Here is a 16250-nt window from a genome sequence, read left to right on the forward strand (position 1 = left end):
GCTGCCAACCCCCCCGCCTGGGCGTTAACCCACACCCCCCGCCCGGGGGGGGGGGGGGGGCCCGGCGCCGGGCGGGCCCCCCGCCCCCTCCTCCTCTTTCGCCGGGCGCCGCCGGCCTGGCGAGTTCCTCATCAAACTCGGCCTTCGATTCGCCGCGGCAATCACGGTTGTCACCACCATCGGCATCGTCATCGCGCTACTGGTGCCATCGCTGAGCTTCTTCGCCGAGGTCCCGGTCCTGGACTTCCTCTTCGGTACGCGCTGGGCGCCCCGGTTTGCCGACGCCTCGTTCGGTGTCCTGCCGCTGGTCACCGCGACCCTGTGGACAACGGTGATCGCGCTCCTCGTCGCCGTGCCGTTCGGCCTGGGCGCCTCGATCCTCCTCGCCGAATATGCGAAGCCGCAAGTACGCAAGTTCCTTAAGCCGCTGCTGGAGATCCTCGCGGGCATCCCCACCGTGGTGTACGGCTTCTTCGCTCTCCAGTTCGTGCAGGGAACGGTCCTGCGCGACTGGCTGCAGCTGCCCACTGGTGCTTTCAGCGTTCTCGCTGCTGGCCTCGTGATGGGCGTCATGATCATTCCCACTATCGCCTCCATCGCCGAAGACGCCATGTCTGCCGTGCCCAGTGCGCTCCGCCAGGGAAGCGCCGCCCTCGGTGCCAATCGCATGCAGACCACCTTGCGGGTCGTGTTCCCCGCCGCACTTTCGGGCATCGTCGCGGCCGTCGTGCTGGGGATCTCCCGCGCGGTCGGGGAAACGATGATCGTCGCGATCGCCGCGGGCAGTCAGGCGCAGCTGGTAAGCAACCCCCTGGAGCAGGGTCAGACGATGACCGGCTTCATCGCGAACGCCGCCCTTGGTGACTCTCGCGTGGGAAGCCTGGAGTACAACACCCTGTTCGCTGTCGGGTTGCTGTTGTTCCTCATCACGCTGCTCATCAACTTCATCAGCATCCGCTTCGTTCGCCGATTCCGGGAGGCCTACTGATGTCGACCACTACGCGCCCCAACGCCAAGACGCTGCGCATCACAAAGCCCCTGGCAACTGGACGCAACGGCGAGATGCGTCCCACCGCGCTGCTGTTTCTCCTGCTGCTCTGGTTCTCACTGTTCGTCGCGTTCGCCGTCCTCATCACCTTGCTGGTGACCATCTTCCTCACTGGACAGAACAAGCTCTCCTGGGGTCTTCTGGTGAACTTCCCCTCCGCCGATCCAGAGGAAGCAGGCGCACGACCTGCCATCCTCGGCTCCGTGTGGGCGATCGGCACTACCGCCGTGCTGACTCTGCCGTTGGGTATCGCTGCGGCTGTGCACCTCGAGGAGTTCGCGGATCGGAAGCGTTGGTTCAACAAGTTCGTCGAACTCAATGTGCAGAATCTCGCGGCGGTGCCGTCTATCGTCTACGGCCTGCTCGCTCTCGCGTTCCTGTCAATGCTGGGCGTCACCAACAAAAACATCGTCATCGGAGGAGCACTCGCACTAACCCTGCTCATCCTCCCGGTCATCATCATCGCCACCAGGGAAGCCCTCCGTGCCGTGCCCCGCGAGATCCGCGACGGCTCCCTGGCACTGGGAGCGACTCCGTGGCAGACCACCTGGCGCCAAGTGCTCCCAGCCTCAGTCCCCGGCATCGCGACCGGCTCGATCCTCGCCCTGTCCCGAGCCCTCGGCGAAGCCGCACCACTCCTCGTACTCGGCGCACTCGTCTACATCACGTTCGATCCGAACGGGCTCCTCAGTGGATACACCACCTTGCCGATCCAGATCTTCAACTGGACCGGCCGCCCGCAGGAGGGATTCCACGAACTCGCCGGCGCGACCAGCATCCTCCTGCTCGCCGTTCTCATCCTGATGAACGCCCTCGCCATCTTCATCCGCAACAAGTTCCAGAAACGGTGGTAACCATGAGCACCCCCACAGACAGTTCGGCAGCACACACTCACTTCCACGCCGCCGACTCACGCCGCCTTGCCGAATCCCCCAGCGGACTCATCCGCTGCGAGGACGTCAACGTCTACTACGGCGACTTCCGTGCGGTCACCGGCGTGAACCTCGAATTCGGTCGCAACGAGATCACTGCCCTCATCGGCCCCTCCGGATGCGGCAAATCCACCCTCCTGCGCTCTCTGAATCGCATGAACGACCTCATCGACGGCGCCCACGTCGAAGGCAACGTCCTCTTCCAGGAGGAGAACATCTACGCGAAGGGGGTCGATCCGATCGAAGTGCGCCGACGCATCGGCATGGTCTTCCAGAAACCGAACCCGTTCCCGAAGTCGATCTACGACAACATCGCCTACGGCCCGAGGGTCACGGGGATGAAGGTCGACAACATGGACGACCTCGTCGAGGAGGCGCTGACACGCTCGGCCCTCTGGGGAGAAGTGAAGGACAAACTCAAGCAGTCGGCATTCGGTCTCTCGGGCGGTCAGCAGCAGCGTCTGTGCATCGCCAGGACCATCGCTGTACAGCCCGACGTGATCCTCATGGACGAGCCGTGTTCCGCTCTCGATCCGATCGCCACCTCACGGATCGAAGACCTAATGCACGAACTGCGCCAGGACTACACGATCATCATCGTCACCCACAACATGCAGCAAGCCGCACGCGTGGCCGACCGCACCGCATTCTTCACCGCCCTCGCCGATGACACCACCGGCGACCGCACCGGCGTGCTGGTCGAATACGACCTCACCAAGAACATCTTCGAGCAGCCTCAGGACCAGCGCACCGAGGACTACATCAGCGGACGTTTCGGATGATCCGCTCCGCTGGCGACGCACGGTTCGTCCTGCACGGGCACAGCGCCGACATCCTTCGCGGCAGCTTGGCCGAATTTCGGCACGCGGGTGTGCCGGTCGCTGTGTTCGGTGAGATCGTTGACGCTCTCGCCCACGCTGATGACGCCTCGCTTATTCTCGCTGGTGGGGAGTCGGTCGACGCTCTCGGCGCCATCCTCCAGATCGCGGAACCGGTCTGCGGTGGCTCCATCTTTCTTGGGGTATCAGACGCGACAGATACGTCGACGATCGCAGCAGCGATGAGAGCGGGAGTGCGCGGAACCGTCCGGCTGCCGGTAACCCCAACGCAGCTGCGCGAGGTCGCGCGCCTACACCCACGAACAACACCACTTGACCGGACACTCAGTGTCGGTGAGCTGACTCTCGACATCCCACACCGCAGCCTGCGCTGGCGGGACCACTCACTACTCCTGCCAATGCGGGAGTTCGAGCTGCTCCACCAGATATTGCGTGCGTATCCGGAGAGTGTGAGCATTGACACCCTCGCGCTCGCCTTCGGCTCCGATCTGGAAGACCCTCACGCGTCCGTACGGGTCGCCATGTCCAAGCTCCGTGCTCGATTGGCGACCTTCGCACCAGCGCAAGCGCTCATCGAAACGGTACGAGTAGCGGGCTACCGACTCGCGTCCTGAGCGCCTATACCGAGCTCGACCAGCAACGCGAGGACGCGAACGCGGATGTCGTCACGCACGTCGCGGAGCCCGTCATCGTCCAGTTCTAGCGGGTCGGCCAGATCCCACTCCATATAGCGACGGCCCGGGAAAACGGGACATGCATCCCCGCATCCCATGGTGATGACGTAGTCAGCCGCACGCACCACTTCATCGGTCAGCGGCTTGGGGAACTCGCCCCACAGTTCGACCCCGACTTCCTCCATCGCCGCGGTGACACGTGGGTGCGCAGCCAATGCCGGGGATGAACCCGCCGTGCGCACGTGCACCCGTCCGCCAGAGAAATGCCTCAAGAACGCTCCGGCCATCTGCGACCGACCCGCGTTCTGCACACAGACGAAAAGAACCTCGGGTGTGTCGCGAAGTATCAATCCTTGCGCGGTCGCGAGCGCATCCAACCGGTCAGCCGCATACCGAGCCGTCATCGTTAACAGGTGCTCGCGAACTCGCGTCCGCTGGCTCAGCAACAGGTAGCTTTGCGCGACGTAGCTCGCGACCGTCTCACGGCTGAAAGTCGAGCTGAACTTGTACGCGAGGTCCGCGACGACGGTGGTCACGGCACGTGGGAGCGCCGTAACGGGGGGATCGGCCGCCACAGGATTGAGTGATTCGCTGGAAAGAAGCCTTCCAAACCGTACCCAAGCGTTGACTGTCGGCACCCAGGCCTCATCCTCCTGCCGAATCAACTCAGTCAGCTGCAGGGAATGAAGGGCCCGCTCCACGACCGATGAATCCACACCCAACTCACCAGCGACCTCAGCGCCCGACATCCCGGATGCGAGCGCGCTGAGCACACGAAGGGTGTCGGGATTCCCCAGCACGGAAACTTGAGCGGCCCTATCCCGCGCAGCCTGCTCATCGAGCGGCTTGCCGACACGGTGGAGCAGCTCGTCACTCACCGCAAAAAATCCTCGACCGCGCTACGGCGCGAAGACTCGACCGAGAGCCAACCAAGCTTCCCGTCCTGTACCCGTTTAAGGAAGCCGTCGTCAAGAAGAATGCGCACATGATGAGTTACGGTCGGCTGCCTCAAGCCCAGGACATCAGCAAGCTGGCTTACTGTGGCACGCTCATCAACGGAACCCAGGATGATGCTCAGGATCTGAAGCCGGGTCGGGTCGGCCACCGCCCGCAACGTGCGTGCCATGTCCTCGGCGACGCCACGATCCAGGGCCCCGCCGATCTGGGGCTTGGGTTTCGGAAGCGACGACATCATGTCGAGTCTACGTCCAGCCGCCCCGCGACGACGGTCTAGGTATGCAGATCGCCAAAGCAGGTGTAGCCGGATTCTTCCGGTCGGCGTTTCGTGACACTAGTGTCACTGCAACTCTCGCCTGTGTCACCTAAAGCTGGTTTGTGTCATCTCAACGCGATTCCGACACGAGCTCCTCAGCGAAGGTGCGGAACAGATCCGCACGGGACACCTGCTGCTCACCCCATTGCGCCTGGGACTCGAACAACCGCGCGTACATGCCCTCGAACTGGTCCTGTTGGGCTGCGGCCTCGGCAGCGACAGCGGCATTCATCGAGTTGAAGTGCCCCGGGAGGGGGAAGTAGCGGACGACGTAGTTGATCTCGCCGGCGTACTCTTCACGGAGCTGCTCGATGACCGGGTAGAACATTCCGCACACTTCGCACTCGAAATCGAGGAACTCCACGAGCGTGGGAGCATCGGTCCCGGCACTATCGAGGACGTGGGAGTTCGCGCGTGCACCGGGGAGGGCACCATCCGTGGATGTCGAGTCTGGTTCGGCGGGGCGTGTGAGCATGACGACGATGAGCGCCGCAATCACGAGGACAATGATGACGGCGCCGGTGATGATGGTGGCTTTGGCAGGGGTCTTCACGAAGGGAGGCTCCAGTCAGGCTGACGCGATTTGCGTCGAGTCGGGTTCGGTCAGGTGCGAGCGGGCTCGGGGGTCAGAGCAGGTGTGGCAGCGAGGTCCCGGAGCGCGGCAGGACGGCGGGCGGCGCGGATGCCGTTGAGGATGACGATGACTTCGGCGACCTCGTGCACGAGGACGACACCGGCGAGGCCGAGTACGCCGAATAGCGCGAGCGGGAACAGCACGACGATGATCGCCAACGCGAGCCCGATATTCGTGGTCATGATGCGCCGGCCGCGGCGGGCATGGGCCAGGGCACCGGGGATGAGGCGGAGGTCGTGGCCGGTGAAGGCGACGTCGGCGGATTCGATCGCCGCAGCGGAGCCCTTCACACCCATCGCGATCCCGACCGTCGCTGTTGCCAGCGCCGGAGCATCGTTAATGCCATCGCCGACCATCGCCGTCGGCCGCTCGGAGACGAGCGCGTCGATCACTGCGGCCTTGTCTGCGGGGAGCTGTTCGGCACGGACGTCGGTGATGCCCGCAGCGTGGGCGATCGCGCGGGCGGTGCGTTCGTTGTCGCCGGTGAGCATGATCGTCTCGATGCCCTGCGCATGCAGCATCCGCACAGTCTCGGCCGACTCCGGGCGCAGTTCGTCCCGTACGCCGATCAGCCCCGCGATCTGCCCGTCGCATTCGACGACGACGACCGTCATCCCCAGGGCGGCCATCGATTCGGCGGAGACGCGGTGTGCGGCGGGGTCGAGCCAGCGGACGTTGCCGACGCGAATGATCCGATCGCCAACCTGGCCCGTGAGTCCGTGTCCGGCCGCCTCGACCACATCAGCGGCCACGCTCCGACCGGCCGAGGCCGTGGTGATCGCCGCGGCCAGCGGGTGGGTGCTGCTGGCCTCGACAGCGGCAGCCCAGGCGAGAACGTCGTCACCGGTGAAGCCGGGCGCGGGTCGGACGTCGACGACGGCGGGCTCGTTGCGGGTGAGGGTGCCGGTCTTGTCCAGAGCGATCGCGCGGATCGTACCGAGCTGTTCGAACGCTTCGCCGGATTTGATCACGATGCCGAACTTCGACGCGGCACCGATCGCACTGATCACGGTGACAGGGACGGCGATCGCCAACGCGCATGGGGAAGCTGCAACGAGGACGACGAGCGCTCTTTCGATCCACGTCCATGGGTCACCGACGATGACACCGAACAGTGCCACGAGCGCTGCGACGATGAGGACGGCGGGGACCAGCGGGCGGGCGATGCGGTCAGCCAGACGCGCCCGGTCGCCCTTGCGGGCGTGGGCCTGCTCCACCAGCGCGACGATCTGCGTGAGAGAGTTGTCGCGGCCATTCGCCGTCGCCTCGATCCGCAGCGTCGCCGCCCCGTTCACTGAGCCGGCCGCAACCGGGTCGCCAGGGACGACCTCAACGGGAATGGACTCTCCGGTGATCGCCGACGTGTCCACGCTGGAGCGGCCGTCGACGACCACGCCGTCGGTGGCGACCCGTTCGCCGGCGCCGACGACGACGATGTCGAGCTCGCGCACGTCCGCCGCCGGGATCGTGATATCCCCGCCCAGGCGGGAGACGCGAACCGTGTCGGGGATGAGGGACAGGAGGGCGCGCAGGCCCTCCTTGGCGCGATCCATCGCCCGGTCCTCGAGCGCCTCGGCGAGCGAGAACAAAAACGCCAGCGTCGCCGCCTGGCCGACGTGGCCGAGGAGCACTGCCCCGGTCGCGGCGATCGTCATCAGCAGCCCGACACCCAGCCGGCCACGGATCAGGCGGCGGATCGCACCGGGCATGAACGTGTAGGCACCCGCCAGCAGCGCAGCCCACTGCAGAACAAGCGCCGGGAAGTGCAGACCGGTCCACTCGAACGCAAAACCGACCAGGAGGAACACTCCGGACAACGCTGAGGGAAGCAAGGCGACGTCGCGCCACCATGGCGGGCGCACCTCCTGCTCCTCATCGGCCTCGATGCCGGTCGTCGCGTCCGGGCCGCAACACGCGTCACCCTCGTTGTGTGTAGCGCTCCGCGCCGGAACTGCGGACGCCGGCTCCGGGGCGCAGCAGGCGTCTCCTGTGGCCGAGGGGCGGGATAGTTCGATGCGCCTGATCGTGAAGGCCTTGCGCGGTTCGTCCGGGCCGCAGCACTCCTCGCTCACAGTCCCGATACCGAGCGTGCTGGGGGCGTCTGCTCGAGGAAGGTCAAGGCGCTCAGCGCGTCATCGGTTCCGGTAACAATCAGACGCAGGTCGGCATGGGCCTTGTCGATGGACCAGGTCGCAAAGGCGCAGCAGGACTGCTCCGTACCCACCAGCTCTGTCAGCCGCGCGATCGCGTCGTCGATCTTCGGATAGTGCACGGCGATCTCGCCTGGTGCCGTCTCGATGTCGAGCAGGTAATCGTCGTTGAACTCCCGCCACGCCGCCAGCTGCACGCCGCCAACGCCTGGGGTCAGCCTGCAAGCCACCGGCAGCAGGTTGCGGTCGGCGATGCTCATGCGCAGCACGCGCACTTCTCGTCCATGCAGGGTGCTCCTTCATCGACGGCTACGACGGCCTCGAGCAGCTGTCGCAGGCCCTGCGTCAAGTGAGGATCGGCGATCTCATACCGGGTCCGCCGCCCCTCCGAGGTCGCGACGATCAGACCGCACCCCCGCAGACATGACAGATGGTTCGAGACATTCGTGCGCGTCAGGTCCAGATCCCGAGCAAGCTCCGCCGGATAACCAGGAGTAGCCAGGACGGACAGCAGGATCCGGGAGCGGGTCGGATCGGCCATCGCCCGGCCGAGCCGGTTCATCACGTCAAGGCGCGAAGTAGGAGTCAGCACACACTGACTATACAGCGTCCGCTGAACTACTTCGAGGGCGAATCAGTCGTGGCACGACAGTGACCATGACCATCATTGCGACGAGCTCCACCAGAGTCTGAGTGACCACGACCAGGGGGGTGAGCGCGAACGACGCCGGCAGTGCGAGTGCGAGCGGGAGCACGACCAGAGAGTTGCGGGTTACGCCGCTGAAAGTAACGGCACGACGACCGGGCACGTCCAGCCTCGCCACGCGCCCAAGGAAAGCGCCGAGCGGAGCGACGACGAGGACGAAGATGATGAAGACAGGGACCGCGACCAACAGCTGACCGAGGGCCCCGCTGACACCGAAGATCTGGGAACCGACTACAACGGCGAGGGTGAGCATCATCAACGGCACCATCGCGGCCAGCACCACCCGCTCGACCGCACGGCCAGAGCGAAACCGCGTCCCAAGCTGCTGCGTGGCCGCGGCGAGAACAAGCGGCAGCACAATCAGCAGCAGGAACGCCTCCACAAACGGATGCGGATCGAACACACTCACGACCTCAGCCCCCGCCATCAGCCACAAATACAACGGCAGCAACAGGACCTGCAGGAGCATCAACAACGGAGTCGCAGCCAGAAGCCGCGCGCGGGCACCACCAGCCACACCAGTGAAAACAATCACGTAATCCACACACGGCGTCAACAGCACGAACAGCACCCCGACAAGAACCGCCTGATCAAAGGCAACGACACGGCTCAGCCCGAACACGACGACCGGCACCACGACGAAGTTCAAGACGAGCACAACGCCAAGGAATCGCCGGTCAGTAAAGGCCCGACCGATCGCCGTGAACGGCACCCCCAGGAACGTCGCGTACAACAGCAACCCGAGCATCGGATTGATCGCCACCTCAAGAGGCTGCGTCAATGCGGGCGCGAGCAAGCCGACGACCGCGCCCACAGCGATCGCCACCAGGTAGAGCCCCACCTGGTGCCGGTCCCCCCACGCCATCACCCCACGCATAGCCCCAGCCTGCCGGGCGCTTCGGTGTCACTCCTAATCGGGGCGAGCAATCGAGGTACGAGGCACTCGTTATCGAGAACCTTCAATCACGATCAAGACAAGATCGGAATCGGAAAGTACACAGGACTGACAAGCTTTGGTAACCAGGAGGGCCGCGCTGATCACCACCGTGCGAAGGAGCAGGCAGGGCCCACCACAGATGCGCCAGCATGACTGGTTGCGAGAAATGGCTCCCCCGAGAGCATCTCGGGAAAGTCAGTTACGTCTATCGGCCTCGCTCTCCGACGACCCGATGCCGAAGGCGAACCGGGCGGCCCCCAAGCGGCTGGGCCCGAAGTCGGACCAACCACCGCCGGCATTCTCGAAATTAGCGTCCCACGCAGGAAGCAGGCGATGATCGGCGGCTGGATACAGATTCGATCTTGGGCTGCCACACGTCTTTCAGAAGAGGATTAACGTCGCGCCTCGGAGCGCTAATCAGCAGCAACGAATCACACCTACCGCAGTTTCGACTAAGTGAGCGTCTCCTGCGCTCTGACGCCGACATGTCCTCGCGAGCAGCCACCGCGCGCGAGAAGCTTCAATGGTGGAGCACAAGAAGTCTTCGGGCAACTTGTCTCGGGAGGATCTCAAGCTTGGCTGCAGGCACGCTGGACCCGTCAAGCTTGGACAGAGGACTGCCTCGACGTCAGGTGCGGCCGACAGGAGTGGCAACCGTCGCCTACCCAATTGATACAGACAAATCAGTACGGCCTCACGGTGCGGGAAAATATCCCGTACCGTCTGAGATGGGTTGGTATCCGCGGCAGGAATCGCGACAGTCTGTCCTGGACGATCACTCCCCCTGGCGTTCTCAGGATAGGTGCGCTCCTCCGACCTCGCAACAAGTCGTGAACCGACTCGCACTCAACATCCGAGAATCTCGTCGAGAATGTCGACCGTGAGGGGGTCAACCTGCTCGGCCGTTACCACATAGCTCGCGCGAGTGATCTGTTCGTTGGCGTGCCCAAGGAGCCGCGACGCAAGCGTGATCCCGGCGGCCCGTTCGATGAGGGTGGCGACCGTGCGGCGGTAAATGTGGGTGGAGTATTCTTCCGGTTCCACGCCGACCGCGATGAGGGCATCGCCGTTGTCGTCAAGGAAGGAGCGCAGCAGCCGTTCGTAATTGCTGACGCTCATCGGGGTGCCCTTTGCCGTCGGGAATAGCAGGGCCTCGGCGCCGCTCTCGGCCAGCGCGAGCCTGCGCCGTACTGCGGCGGCCGCCATGCCCGGCAGGGCGATCCTGCGACGTTGTCGCGTGCGCTTGGGAGCATTTTTACGCCGCACGCCCAGCTCACGCGTCTGCGTGATTGTCCCGTCAATGAGCAGCGTCGGCGGACTCGTCGTCATATCAACGTCGCAGCGACGCAACCCGATGCATTCGCCGATGCGAGCGGAGGTGCCGAGCATAATGTCCATGCCGTCGATGAGCGCACGATAGTTCGGGCGCGGGCCGGCACCGCCGCTCTCCCGCCAATGTTCCATGAGCTCGCGGACGGCGGCGATCTGCACCGGTGCGAGCACAGAGGTCTTCTTCTCTGGCATCGGCAACCGCTGCACATCGCGAACGGGGTTGAACGGGATGGCATCGTCGCGCACGGCGTATCCACACACGAGCCCCAGCACCGCGCGCACGCGACGTGCCGCTGAGAGTGATTTCTCCGTGAAGGCCGCCTGGATGATGCGATCGCATCGTCCGACCGTGAGCGCACCGAGAGTAATGCCGCCACACCGCGGCACGAGCAGCAGCCGTGTCGTCTGCTCGTACGACTCGTAGGTCGAGAAGCTGAGCGCACCGGCTCGCGCGCGCACGCGCACCTGCGCAAGCCATGCCGCGCACGCATCAGCAACAGTGTCGGACGCGTGCAACCCCAGGAACCCGGAACTGCTCAGCGCGGCCGCACGACGCGTCACCTCGGCTTGCGCCTCCGCTCCGGTTGCGGCAACGGCACGCATCTGGTGGAGCACTCCGGCATCGTCGCGTGCACGCGCCCGCGCACGCCAGGTGCCGTTCGCGAGCCGTGTGAGCTGGATAGCTCCGATTTCGCCGGCGGCGATCCGTGCCCTAGCCATGGCGCCGCTCCCGCACCCAGGCGAGCAGTTCCGCCCGTTCGTAGCGGACGTGGCGGCCGAGCTTCACATACGGCGGACCCTGCTGGGTCTGCCGCCAGTCTTCGAGGGTCCGGCCGGGCAGGCGGAGCAGGTCAGCGACTTCCCTCTGCGTGAGGAAGATCGGAATAACGGCCGGCTGCTCCATGCGGAACAGGTGAGCGCGTACTCGCCCGCACTCATCCGCGCCAGGCAGTGCTATCGACCGGCGATGCCCACTCGATAGACGCTTCAGGAGCAATCTGGTCACCAAAGTGGTCACCCGGCCCGAAACGGGGAATCTGCGAGGGAAACGGAGTTGCCTATTTAGCGGCGAAATCTCAACGAATCTACTGCTGGGGTACCTGGACTCGAACCAAGAACAACGGTACCAGAAACCGCCGTGTTGCCAATTACACCATACCCCAAGGGCGAAACCAGAGCCTCGCACCGAGAGACTACTCTACCCGATATTCGCGGTCCCACCAAAACGCGTGGGCCTGCGCGGCGAGTCTCTGCGGCACCTGCGAGCAGCGTCTCCGTCTGGCTACGCGCCGAGCACCTGCACCAGCGCGGCCAGTCGGCGCAACGTCGCTTCTTTGCCGATCAACTCCATCGACTCGAACAACGGCGGCGAGATGCGGCGACCGGTGATCGCGACCCGCGGGGGGCCGTACGCGACTCGAGGCTTGAGCTCGAGCTTCTCGACCAGGGCGGTGGCGAGGGCCTCCTGGATCTTCTCCGGCGTGAAGTCCGTCACAGGCTCGAGCGCCGTGATGCACGCCTCGAGCACCTCTGCGGCGTTCGCGGGAAGCCCCTTGAGCGCGTCGGCGTCATACGAGATCTCGTCGGTGAAGAGGAACCCGAGCATGCCCGGGACCTCACCGAGAAGCTGCACGCGCTCCTGCACCAGCGGGGCGGCCCTGAACGCCAGAACCAACTGCTCGTGAGTGGGCTCATCGAACAGTCCCGCTGCGGCGAGGTACGGGATCGTCCGCTCAGCGAAATCCTTCACATCCAGCATCCGGATGTGGTCGCCGTTGATCGATTCGGCCTTCTTCTGGTCGAAGCGCGCGGGATTCGGGTTGACGTTCTCGATGTCGAACGCGGCGATGAACTCGTCGAGCGAGAAGATGTCACGGTCCGGTCCGATCGACCACCCGAGCAGAGCGAGATAGTTGAGCAGTCCCTCATGGATGAAACCGCGCTCGCGATGCAGGAACAGGTCGGCCTGCGGGTCGCGCTTGGAGAGCTTCTTGTTGCCGGTCTCCCCCAGCACCAGCGGCATGTGCGCGAAGCGAGGGACGAATGTCGTGACGTCTGCCTCGATCAGGGCGGCGTACAGCGCGAGCTGGCGCGCCGTCGACGGCATCAGGTCTTCGCCGCGCAGCACGTGCGTGATGCCCATCAGCGCGTCGTCTACCGGATTCACGAACGTGTACAGCGGCACGCCGTTCGGGCGGACGACCACGAAATCAGGGAAGGATCCCGCCGGGAACGTCACCTCACCGCGGATCAGATCGACATACGTGAGATCCTCATCCGGCACGCGCAGACGCAACGCAGGCTGGCGCCCCTCCGCGCGGAAGGCGGCCTTCTGCTCGTCGGTCAGGTCGCGGTCGAAGTTGTCGTAGCCGAGCTGCTTCGCCCGTCCGTTCGCCTCGTTACGTGCGTCGATCTCGTCCGCATTCGAGTAGCTCTCGTACAGCGCGCCCGACGCGAGGAGCTTGTCGATCACCGTGCGGTAGATGTCGTGTCGCTGCGACTGACGGTACGGCTCGTGCGGCCCGCCGACCTGCACGCCCTCGTCCCAGTCGATCTTCAGCCACGTGAGCGCATCGACGAGCTGCTGGAAACTCCCCTCGCTGTCGCGCGCCGCATCGGTGTCTTCGATGCGGAAGATGAGCTTGCCGCCGTTGTGACGCGCATACGCCCAGTTGTAGAGAGCGGTTCGCACCATCCCCACGTGCGGAAGGCCTGTCGGCGAAGGGCAGAAGCGGACGCGGACGTCGGCGCCTGAAGCGGTCGTGGTGAGGGGATGCGGGGTAGCCATATCCCCTCAATCCTACGCGTGCGGGCGATGTGCGCCCGCCTAATCAGCGAGCGGCGCCGACGGCGACGGCAGCCGTGTGCTCGAGCGGCACTCTCCCCGCCACCGCGCGCTCTTCGCACAGCTGCTCGAAGGCCAGGGCGAACCGTGAGCGCACGCCCTCGTCGAGCGACAGATAGTAGGCGCCGGCCGATGCCACTCCGCCTTCTGCCGATCGCCACAGCTCGTCGATCGTGGGCATCCATGTCCAACTGAGTTCGGAGACCTCGACCGCAGGCCACCCGCTCTCTGCGAGCATCCGTGCGAATCCGGCAGTGGTGCGCTCGAAGTCCTTCTCCGGTGCCAGCGCTCCGCTCGACGGCACCACGAGGCCGGCGCGCTGACAGACGCCCTGCCAGAACCAGGAGGGCGAGACGACCCAGACGGTGCTGACCATCACTGCACCCGGCGCGGCGACGCGGACGATCTCCCGAGCCGCGGCCCGAGGATCCGGTACGTGGTTGAGGGCGAAGTTCGCCGTGACCGCATCAAACTCGGCATCAGCGAACGGCAGAGCAGGCAGTGCGCCGTCGACCACGACGAGGTGCGGATGTTCTCGTGACGCCACGGCACGCATAGACGGCTCAGGTTCACAACCTACGACGGACCACCCGGCCTCGCTCATCCGGGCGGCGAGAGCACCGGTACCTGAGCCGACATCGAGCGCTCGACGACCGCGCGCGGGGCCGAGCAGCCGGACGACATCGTCATGGGTACCGGCGCAGAGCGAGGCGTACGACGCGGCATACGCCTCCCCGACTCCGGCCCATGCCCTCACACGCGGGTCCGTCCGAGTGGTGCCAGCGCCACGATGACGAGGACGAGGACGGATGCCGCGATCCCCAGCCCGGAGTACTGGAAGTTCGACAGCACCACTCCGGCGAGTACGGCCCCCGCTGCCGCGGACAGGCTCATGAGCGAGTCGCTGCGCCCCTGGCGCCGGGTGCGAAGCTCGGGCGCGCTCGCCTCGGTGAGCAGCGCGGCGCCGGCCACGGTCGCGGCACTCCAGCCGAGTCCGAGCAGGATCAGCGCGACCATAACGCCCCATGCCTGATCGTTCACGAAGATCGCGAAGACGAGCGCCCCGGCGAGCAGCACCTGTCCGAGCAGCACGACGCGCAATCGGCCCCACCGGTCGGCGAGGATGCCGAAGATCGGCGACAGCCCGTACATTCCGGCGACGTGCAGGGCGATGGTGAAGCCCACAAGCAGCGAGACGTCGGCGCTCGAGGCATGACCGGCATGCATCCCGTGCGCCATGTGCGACAGGTGGATGGGCGTCATCGCCATCACCGAGGCCATGACGACGTGCGATCCGGCGATCGCGAAGATCGCATAGCGTGCGACGATCGGGCGATCCGGTACGACCAGCGGCGTCGAGAGCGAGGCCGCGGCATCCTGCGCCAGTCGCTGGGCGGTGAGAAGCGGATCCGGACGCAGTGCGACGAGGTAGACGATCAACGCGGCCGTCTGAGCGATCAGCGAGAAGAGGTACGAGCCGGTCTGGGGTGGCATGCCGATCGCCTGGCCGACGATCTCGCCCGGCCCGAGCAGCAGCGGCCCAGACACGCCACCGATCGTGGTGGCCCACACCACCACCGACAGGTCTCGCCCGCGATGCTTCGGAGCGGCGAGGTCGGTCGCCGCGAACCGGGACTGCAGGTTGCCCGCGTTGCCTGCGCCGATCATCAGGATGCCGACCAGCAGCAGCGGGAAGATGCGCAGCACTGCGGCGAGGATGACGACGGCGATGCCGGCCAGAGCGAACAGGTTGCCGAGCGTCAGAGCGCGCCGTCGTCCGACGCGGCTCGCGAGTCGCGCGAGCGGGATCGCACACAGCGCGGCGCCGAGCGTGACCGATGCCGTCGCCAGCCCCGACAGTGCGTCGTCGCCGGACAGGTCGGCCGCGAGCAGGGCGCCGAGGGACACGGTGGCACCGAATGCGATGCCGCCCAGGACCTGGCCGAGCGACAGTACGAGTACTGTGCGCCGCTGGACTGCCGCCTGGTCGAGGGCCGGCAGAGTCGTCATGCCACCGGCATCGCGTCGCGCACCGAGTTACGGAGGATGCCGAGCCCTGAGACCTCGACCTCGACGGTGTCACCGGCGACGAACGGGCCGACACCGGCAGGTGTGCCGGTGAGGATGACGTCACCGGGCAACAGCGTGAACACGGCCGACGCGTATTCGATGATCGCCGGGACCGAGTGGATCATGTCGCTGAGGGGTGCGTGCTGACGGACCTCGCCGTTCACGCGAGTCTCGATCGTGGCATCCGTCTGATCGAAGTCGGTCTCGATGACCGGCCCGAGTGGGCAGAATGTGTCGAAGCCCTTCCCTCGAGTCCACTGACCGTCCCTCTTCTGAAGATCACGGGCCGTGACGTCGTTGCCTACCGTGTATCCGAACACGTAGTCGAGTGCGTTCTCGGCCTTGACGTTCTTCGCGATACGGCCGATGACGACTGCGAGCTCGCCCTCGTGCTCGGTGCGCTCGGACAGCGTCGGACGCACGATCGTGTCGCCTGGGCCGATCACCGCGGTGTTGGGCTTGAGGAACAGCAGCGGCTCTTCTGGCGCCACTCCCCCCATCTCGGCGGCATGATCGTGATAGTTCTTGCCCACGCAGACCACTTTCGAGCGCGGGATCACCGGGGCGAGCAGAGCGGCATCCGAAAGCGGCACGCGCTCTCCGGTCGTCTCGTAGCCCGCGAACATCGGGTCACCGGCAAGAACCACGAGTTCCTGCTCGTCGACGATGCCGAAGCGGATGGCGTCATTGTGGCTGAACCGAGCGATCTTCACCACTCCAGCCTAGCGACCCCTCCGCTCCCGCTCACCGCTCACCACTCTCCTCTCACCACTCGATGCGCCGAGACCCCTGTTTCGTGTCGAGACCCCT

General features: G+C 65.5%; 17 protein-coding genes and 1 tRNA gene. 4 read left to right on the forward strand and 14 right to left on the reverse strand.

Going from position 1 to position 16250, the window contains the following annotated elements; all coding sequences use genetic code 11:
• The first annotated feature begins 130 nt into the window (after positions 1 to 130).
• From pstC to ACP7AR_RS05360, 4 genes are all read left to right on the forward strand, one after another.
• Entirely contained in the window at positions 131 to 988 is an 858-nt protein-coding gene (gene pstC / locus ACP7AR_RS05345) for a phosphate ABC transporter permease subunit PstC (protein ID WP_426187649.1), read from the forward strand.
• On the forward strand, positions 988 to 1902 hold the full coding sequence (pstA, locus tag ACP7AR_RS05350; RefSeq protein WP_426183500.1) for a phosphate ABC transporter permease PstA: 915 nt from the start codon (positions 988 to 990) through the stop codon (positions 1900 to 1902). Before pstC ends, pstA begins: the two co-directional genes overlap by 1 nt.
• An 89-nt stretch (positions 1903 to 1991) precedes the next feature.
• Positions 1992 to 2762 carry a phosphate ABC transporter ATP-binding protein PstB gene (gene pstB, locus ACP7AR_RS05355; protein WP_426187651.1) on the forward strand — a complete coding sequence of 257 codons (771 nt, stop codon included), beginning with the start codon at positions 1992 to 1994 and terminating at the stop codon, positions 2760 to 2762.
• Positions 2759 to 3433, forward strand: coding sequence for a winged helix-turn-helix domain-containing protein (locus tag ACP7AR_RS05360; RefSeq protein WP_426183502.1), 675 nt, complete (start codon positions 2759 to 2761; stop codon positions 3431 to 3433). Before pstB ends, ACP7AR_RS05360 begins: the two co-directional genes overlap by 4 nt.
• On the opposite strand, the gene ACP7AR_RS05365 is transcribed toward ACP7AR_RS05360, so the two are convergent.
• The 14 genes from ACP7AR_RS05365 to ACP7AR_RS05430 all read right to left on the reverse strand — a co-directional run bounded on the left by ACP7AR_RS05365 (position 3415) and on the right by ACP7AR_RS05430 (position 16153).
• Positions 3415 to 4371, reverse strand: a complete 957-nt coding sequence (locus ACP7AR_RS05365) for an arsenate reductase ArsC (RefSeq protein ID WP_426183504.1) — start codon at positions 4369 to 4371, stop codon at positions 3415 to 3417. The two genes, ACP7AR_RS05360 and ACP7AR_RS05365, sit on opposite strands and share 19 nt — an antisense overlap.
• Positions 4368 to 4688: an ArsR/SmtB family transcription factor gene (locus tag ACP7AR_RS05370; protein WP_426183506.1), complete on the reverse strand. Its 321-nt coding sequence runs from the start codon at positions 4686 to 4688 to the stop codon at positions 4368 to 4370. Before ACP7AR_RS05370 ends, ACP7AR_RS05365 begins: the two co-directional genes overlap by 4 nt.
• 148 nt (positions 4689 to 4836) lie before the next feature.
• On the reverse strand, positions 4837 to 5319 hold the full coding sequence (locus ACP7AR_RS05375) for a DsbA family protein (protein ID WP_426183508.1): 483 nt from the start codon (positions 5317 to 5319) through the stop codon (positions 4837 to 4839).
• Positions 5320 to 5369: 50 nt separating this feature from the next.
• A complete protein-coding gene (locus ACP7AR_RS05380; protein WP_426183510.1) occupies positions 5370 to 7262 on the reverse strand; it encodes a heavy metal translocating P-type ATPase in 1893 nt (630 codons plus the stop codon).
• A 206-nt stretch (positions 7263 to 7468) separates the two neighbouring features.
• Complete coding sequence (locus ACP7AR_RS05385; RefSeq protein ID WP_426183512.1) at positions 7469 to 7819, reverse strand: hypothetical protein; 351 nt, start codon at positions 7817 to 7819, stop codon at positions 7469 to 7471.
• Positions 7807 to 8142, reverse strand: a complete 336-nt coding sequence (gene cmtR / locus ACP7AR_RS05390) for a Cd(II)/Pb(II)-sensing metalloregulatory transcriptional regulator CmtR (RefSeq protein WP_426183514.1) — start codon at positions 8140 to 8142, stop codon at positions 7807 to 7809. Before cmtR ends, ACP7AR_RS05385 begins: the two co-directional genes overlap by 13 nt.
• 7 nt (positions 8143 to 8149) lie before the next feature.
• Positions 8150 to 9133: a bile acid:sodium symporter gene (locus tag ACP7AR_RS05395; RefSeq protein ID WP_426183516.1), complete on the reverse strand. Its 984-nt coding sequence runs from the start codon at positions 9131 to 9133 to the stop codon at positions 8150 to 8152.
• A gap of 906 nt (positions 9134 to 10039) precedes the next feature.
• On the reverse strand, positions 10040 to 11140 hold the full coding sequence (locus ACP7AR_RS05400; RefSeq protein WP_426183518.1) for a tyrosine-type recombinase/integrase: 1101 nt from the start codon (positions 11138 to 11140) through the stop codon (positions 10040 to 10042).
• Positions 11141 to 11237: 97 nt separating this feature from the next.
• Positions 11238 to 11429: a helix-turn-helix transcriptional regulator gene (locus ACP7AR_RS05405; protein ID WP_426183520.1), complete on the reverse strand. Its 192-nt coding sequence runs from the start codon at positions 11427 to 11429 to the stop codon at positions 11238 to 11240.
• A 187-nt stretch (positions 11430 to 11616) separates the two neighbouring features.
• Positions 11617 to 11688: transfer RNA gene (locus ACP7AR_RS05410), tRNA-Gln, on the reverse strand.
• A 119-nt stretch (positions 11689 to 11807) separates the two neighbouring features.
• Complete coding sequence (gltX, locus tag ACP7AR_RS05415; RefSeq protein ID WP_426183522.1) at positions 11808 to 13313, reverse strand: glutamate--tRNA ligase; 1506 nt, start codon at positions 13311 to 13313, stop codon at positions 11808 to 11810.
• Positions 13314 to 13356: 43 nt separating this feature from the next.
• Positions 13357 to 14127, reverse strand: coding sequence for a class I SAM-dependent methyltransferase (locus ACP7AR_RS05420; RefSeq protein ID WP_426183524.1), 771 nt, complete (start codon positions 14125 to 14127; stop codon positions 13357 to 13359).
• Positions 14124 to 15380: an MFS transporter gene (locus tag ACP7AR_RS05425; protein ID WP_426183526.1), complete on the reverse strand. Its 1257-nt coding sequence runs from the start codon at positions 15378 to 15380 to the stop codon at positions 14124 to 14126. Before ACP7AR_RS05425 ends, ACP7AR_RS05420 begins: the two co-directional genes overlap by 4 nt.
• The gene (locus ACP7AR_RS05430) at positions 15377 to 16153 is read right to left on the reverse strand and encodes a fumarylacetoacetate hydrolase family protein (protein ID WP_426183528.1); all 777 of its coding nucleotides are present in this window, start codon (positions 16151 to 16153) and stop codon (positions 15377 to 15379) included. Before ACP7AR_RS05430 ends, ACP7AR_RS05425 begins: the two co-directional genes overlap by 4 nt.
• Positions 16154 to 16250: the final 97 nt, after the last annotated feature.

Source organism: Microbacterium sp. TWP3-1-2b2 (assembly GCF_049896145.1).
Classification (GTDB): domain Bacteria; phylum Actinomycetota; class Actinomycetes; order Actinomycetales; family Microbacteriaceae; genus Microbacterium.

Coding starts and splice junctions, on each gene's coding strand:
- pstA (WP_426183500.1), top strand. CDS start 988: ATGTCGACCACTACGCGCCCCAACGCCAAGACGCTGCGCATCACAAAG.
- ACP7AR_RS05360 (WP_426183502.1), top strand. CDS start 2,759: ATGATCCGCTCCGCTGGCGACGCACGGTTCGTCCTGCACGGGCACAGC.
- ACP7AR_RS05370 (WP_426183506.1), bottom strand. CDS start 4,688: ATGATGTCGTCGCTTCCGAAACCCAAGCCCCAGATCGGCGGGGCCCTG.
- ACP7AR_RS05395 (WP_426183516.1), bottom strand. CDS start 9,133: ATGCGTGGGGTGATGGCGTGGGGGGACCGGCACCAGGTGGGGCTCTAC.
- ACP7AR_RS05405 (WP_426183520.1), bottom strand. CDS start 11,429: ATGGAGCAGCCGGCCGTTATTCCGATCTTCCTCACGCAGAGGGAAGTC.
- gltX (WP_426183522.1), bottom strand. CDS start 13,313: ATGGCTACCCCGCATCCCCTCACCACGACCGCTTCAGGCGCCGACGTC.
- ACP7AR_RS05425 (WP_426183526.1), bottom strand. CDS start 15,380: ATGACGACTCTGCCGGCCCTCGACCAGGCGGCAGTCCAGCGGCGCACA.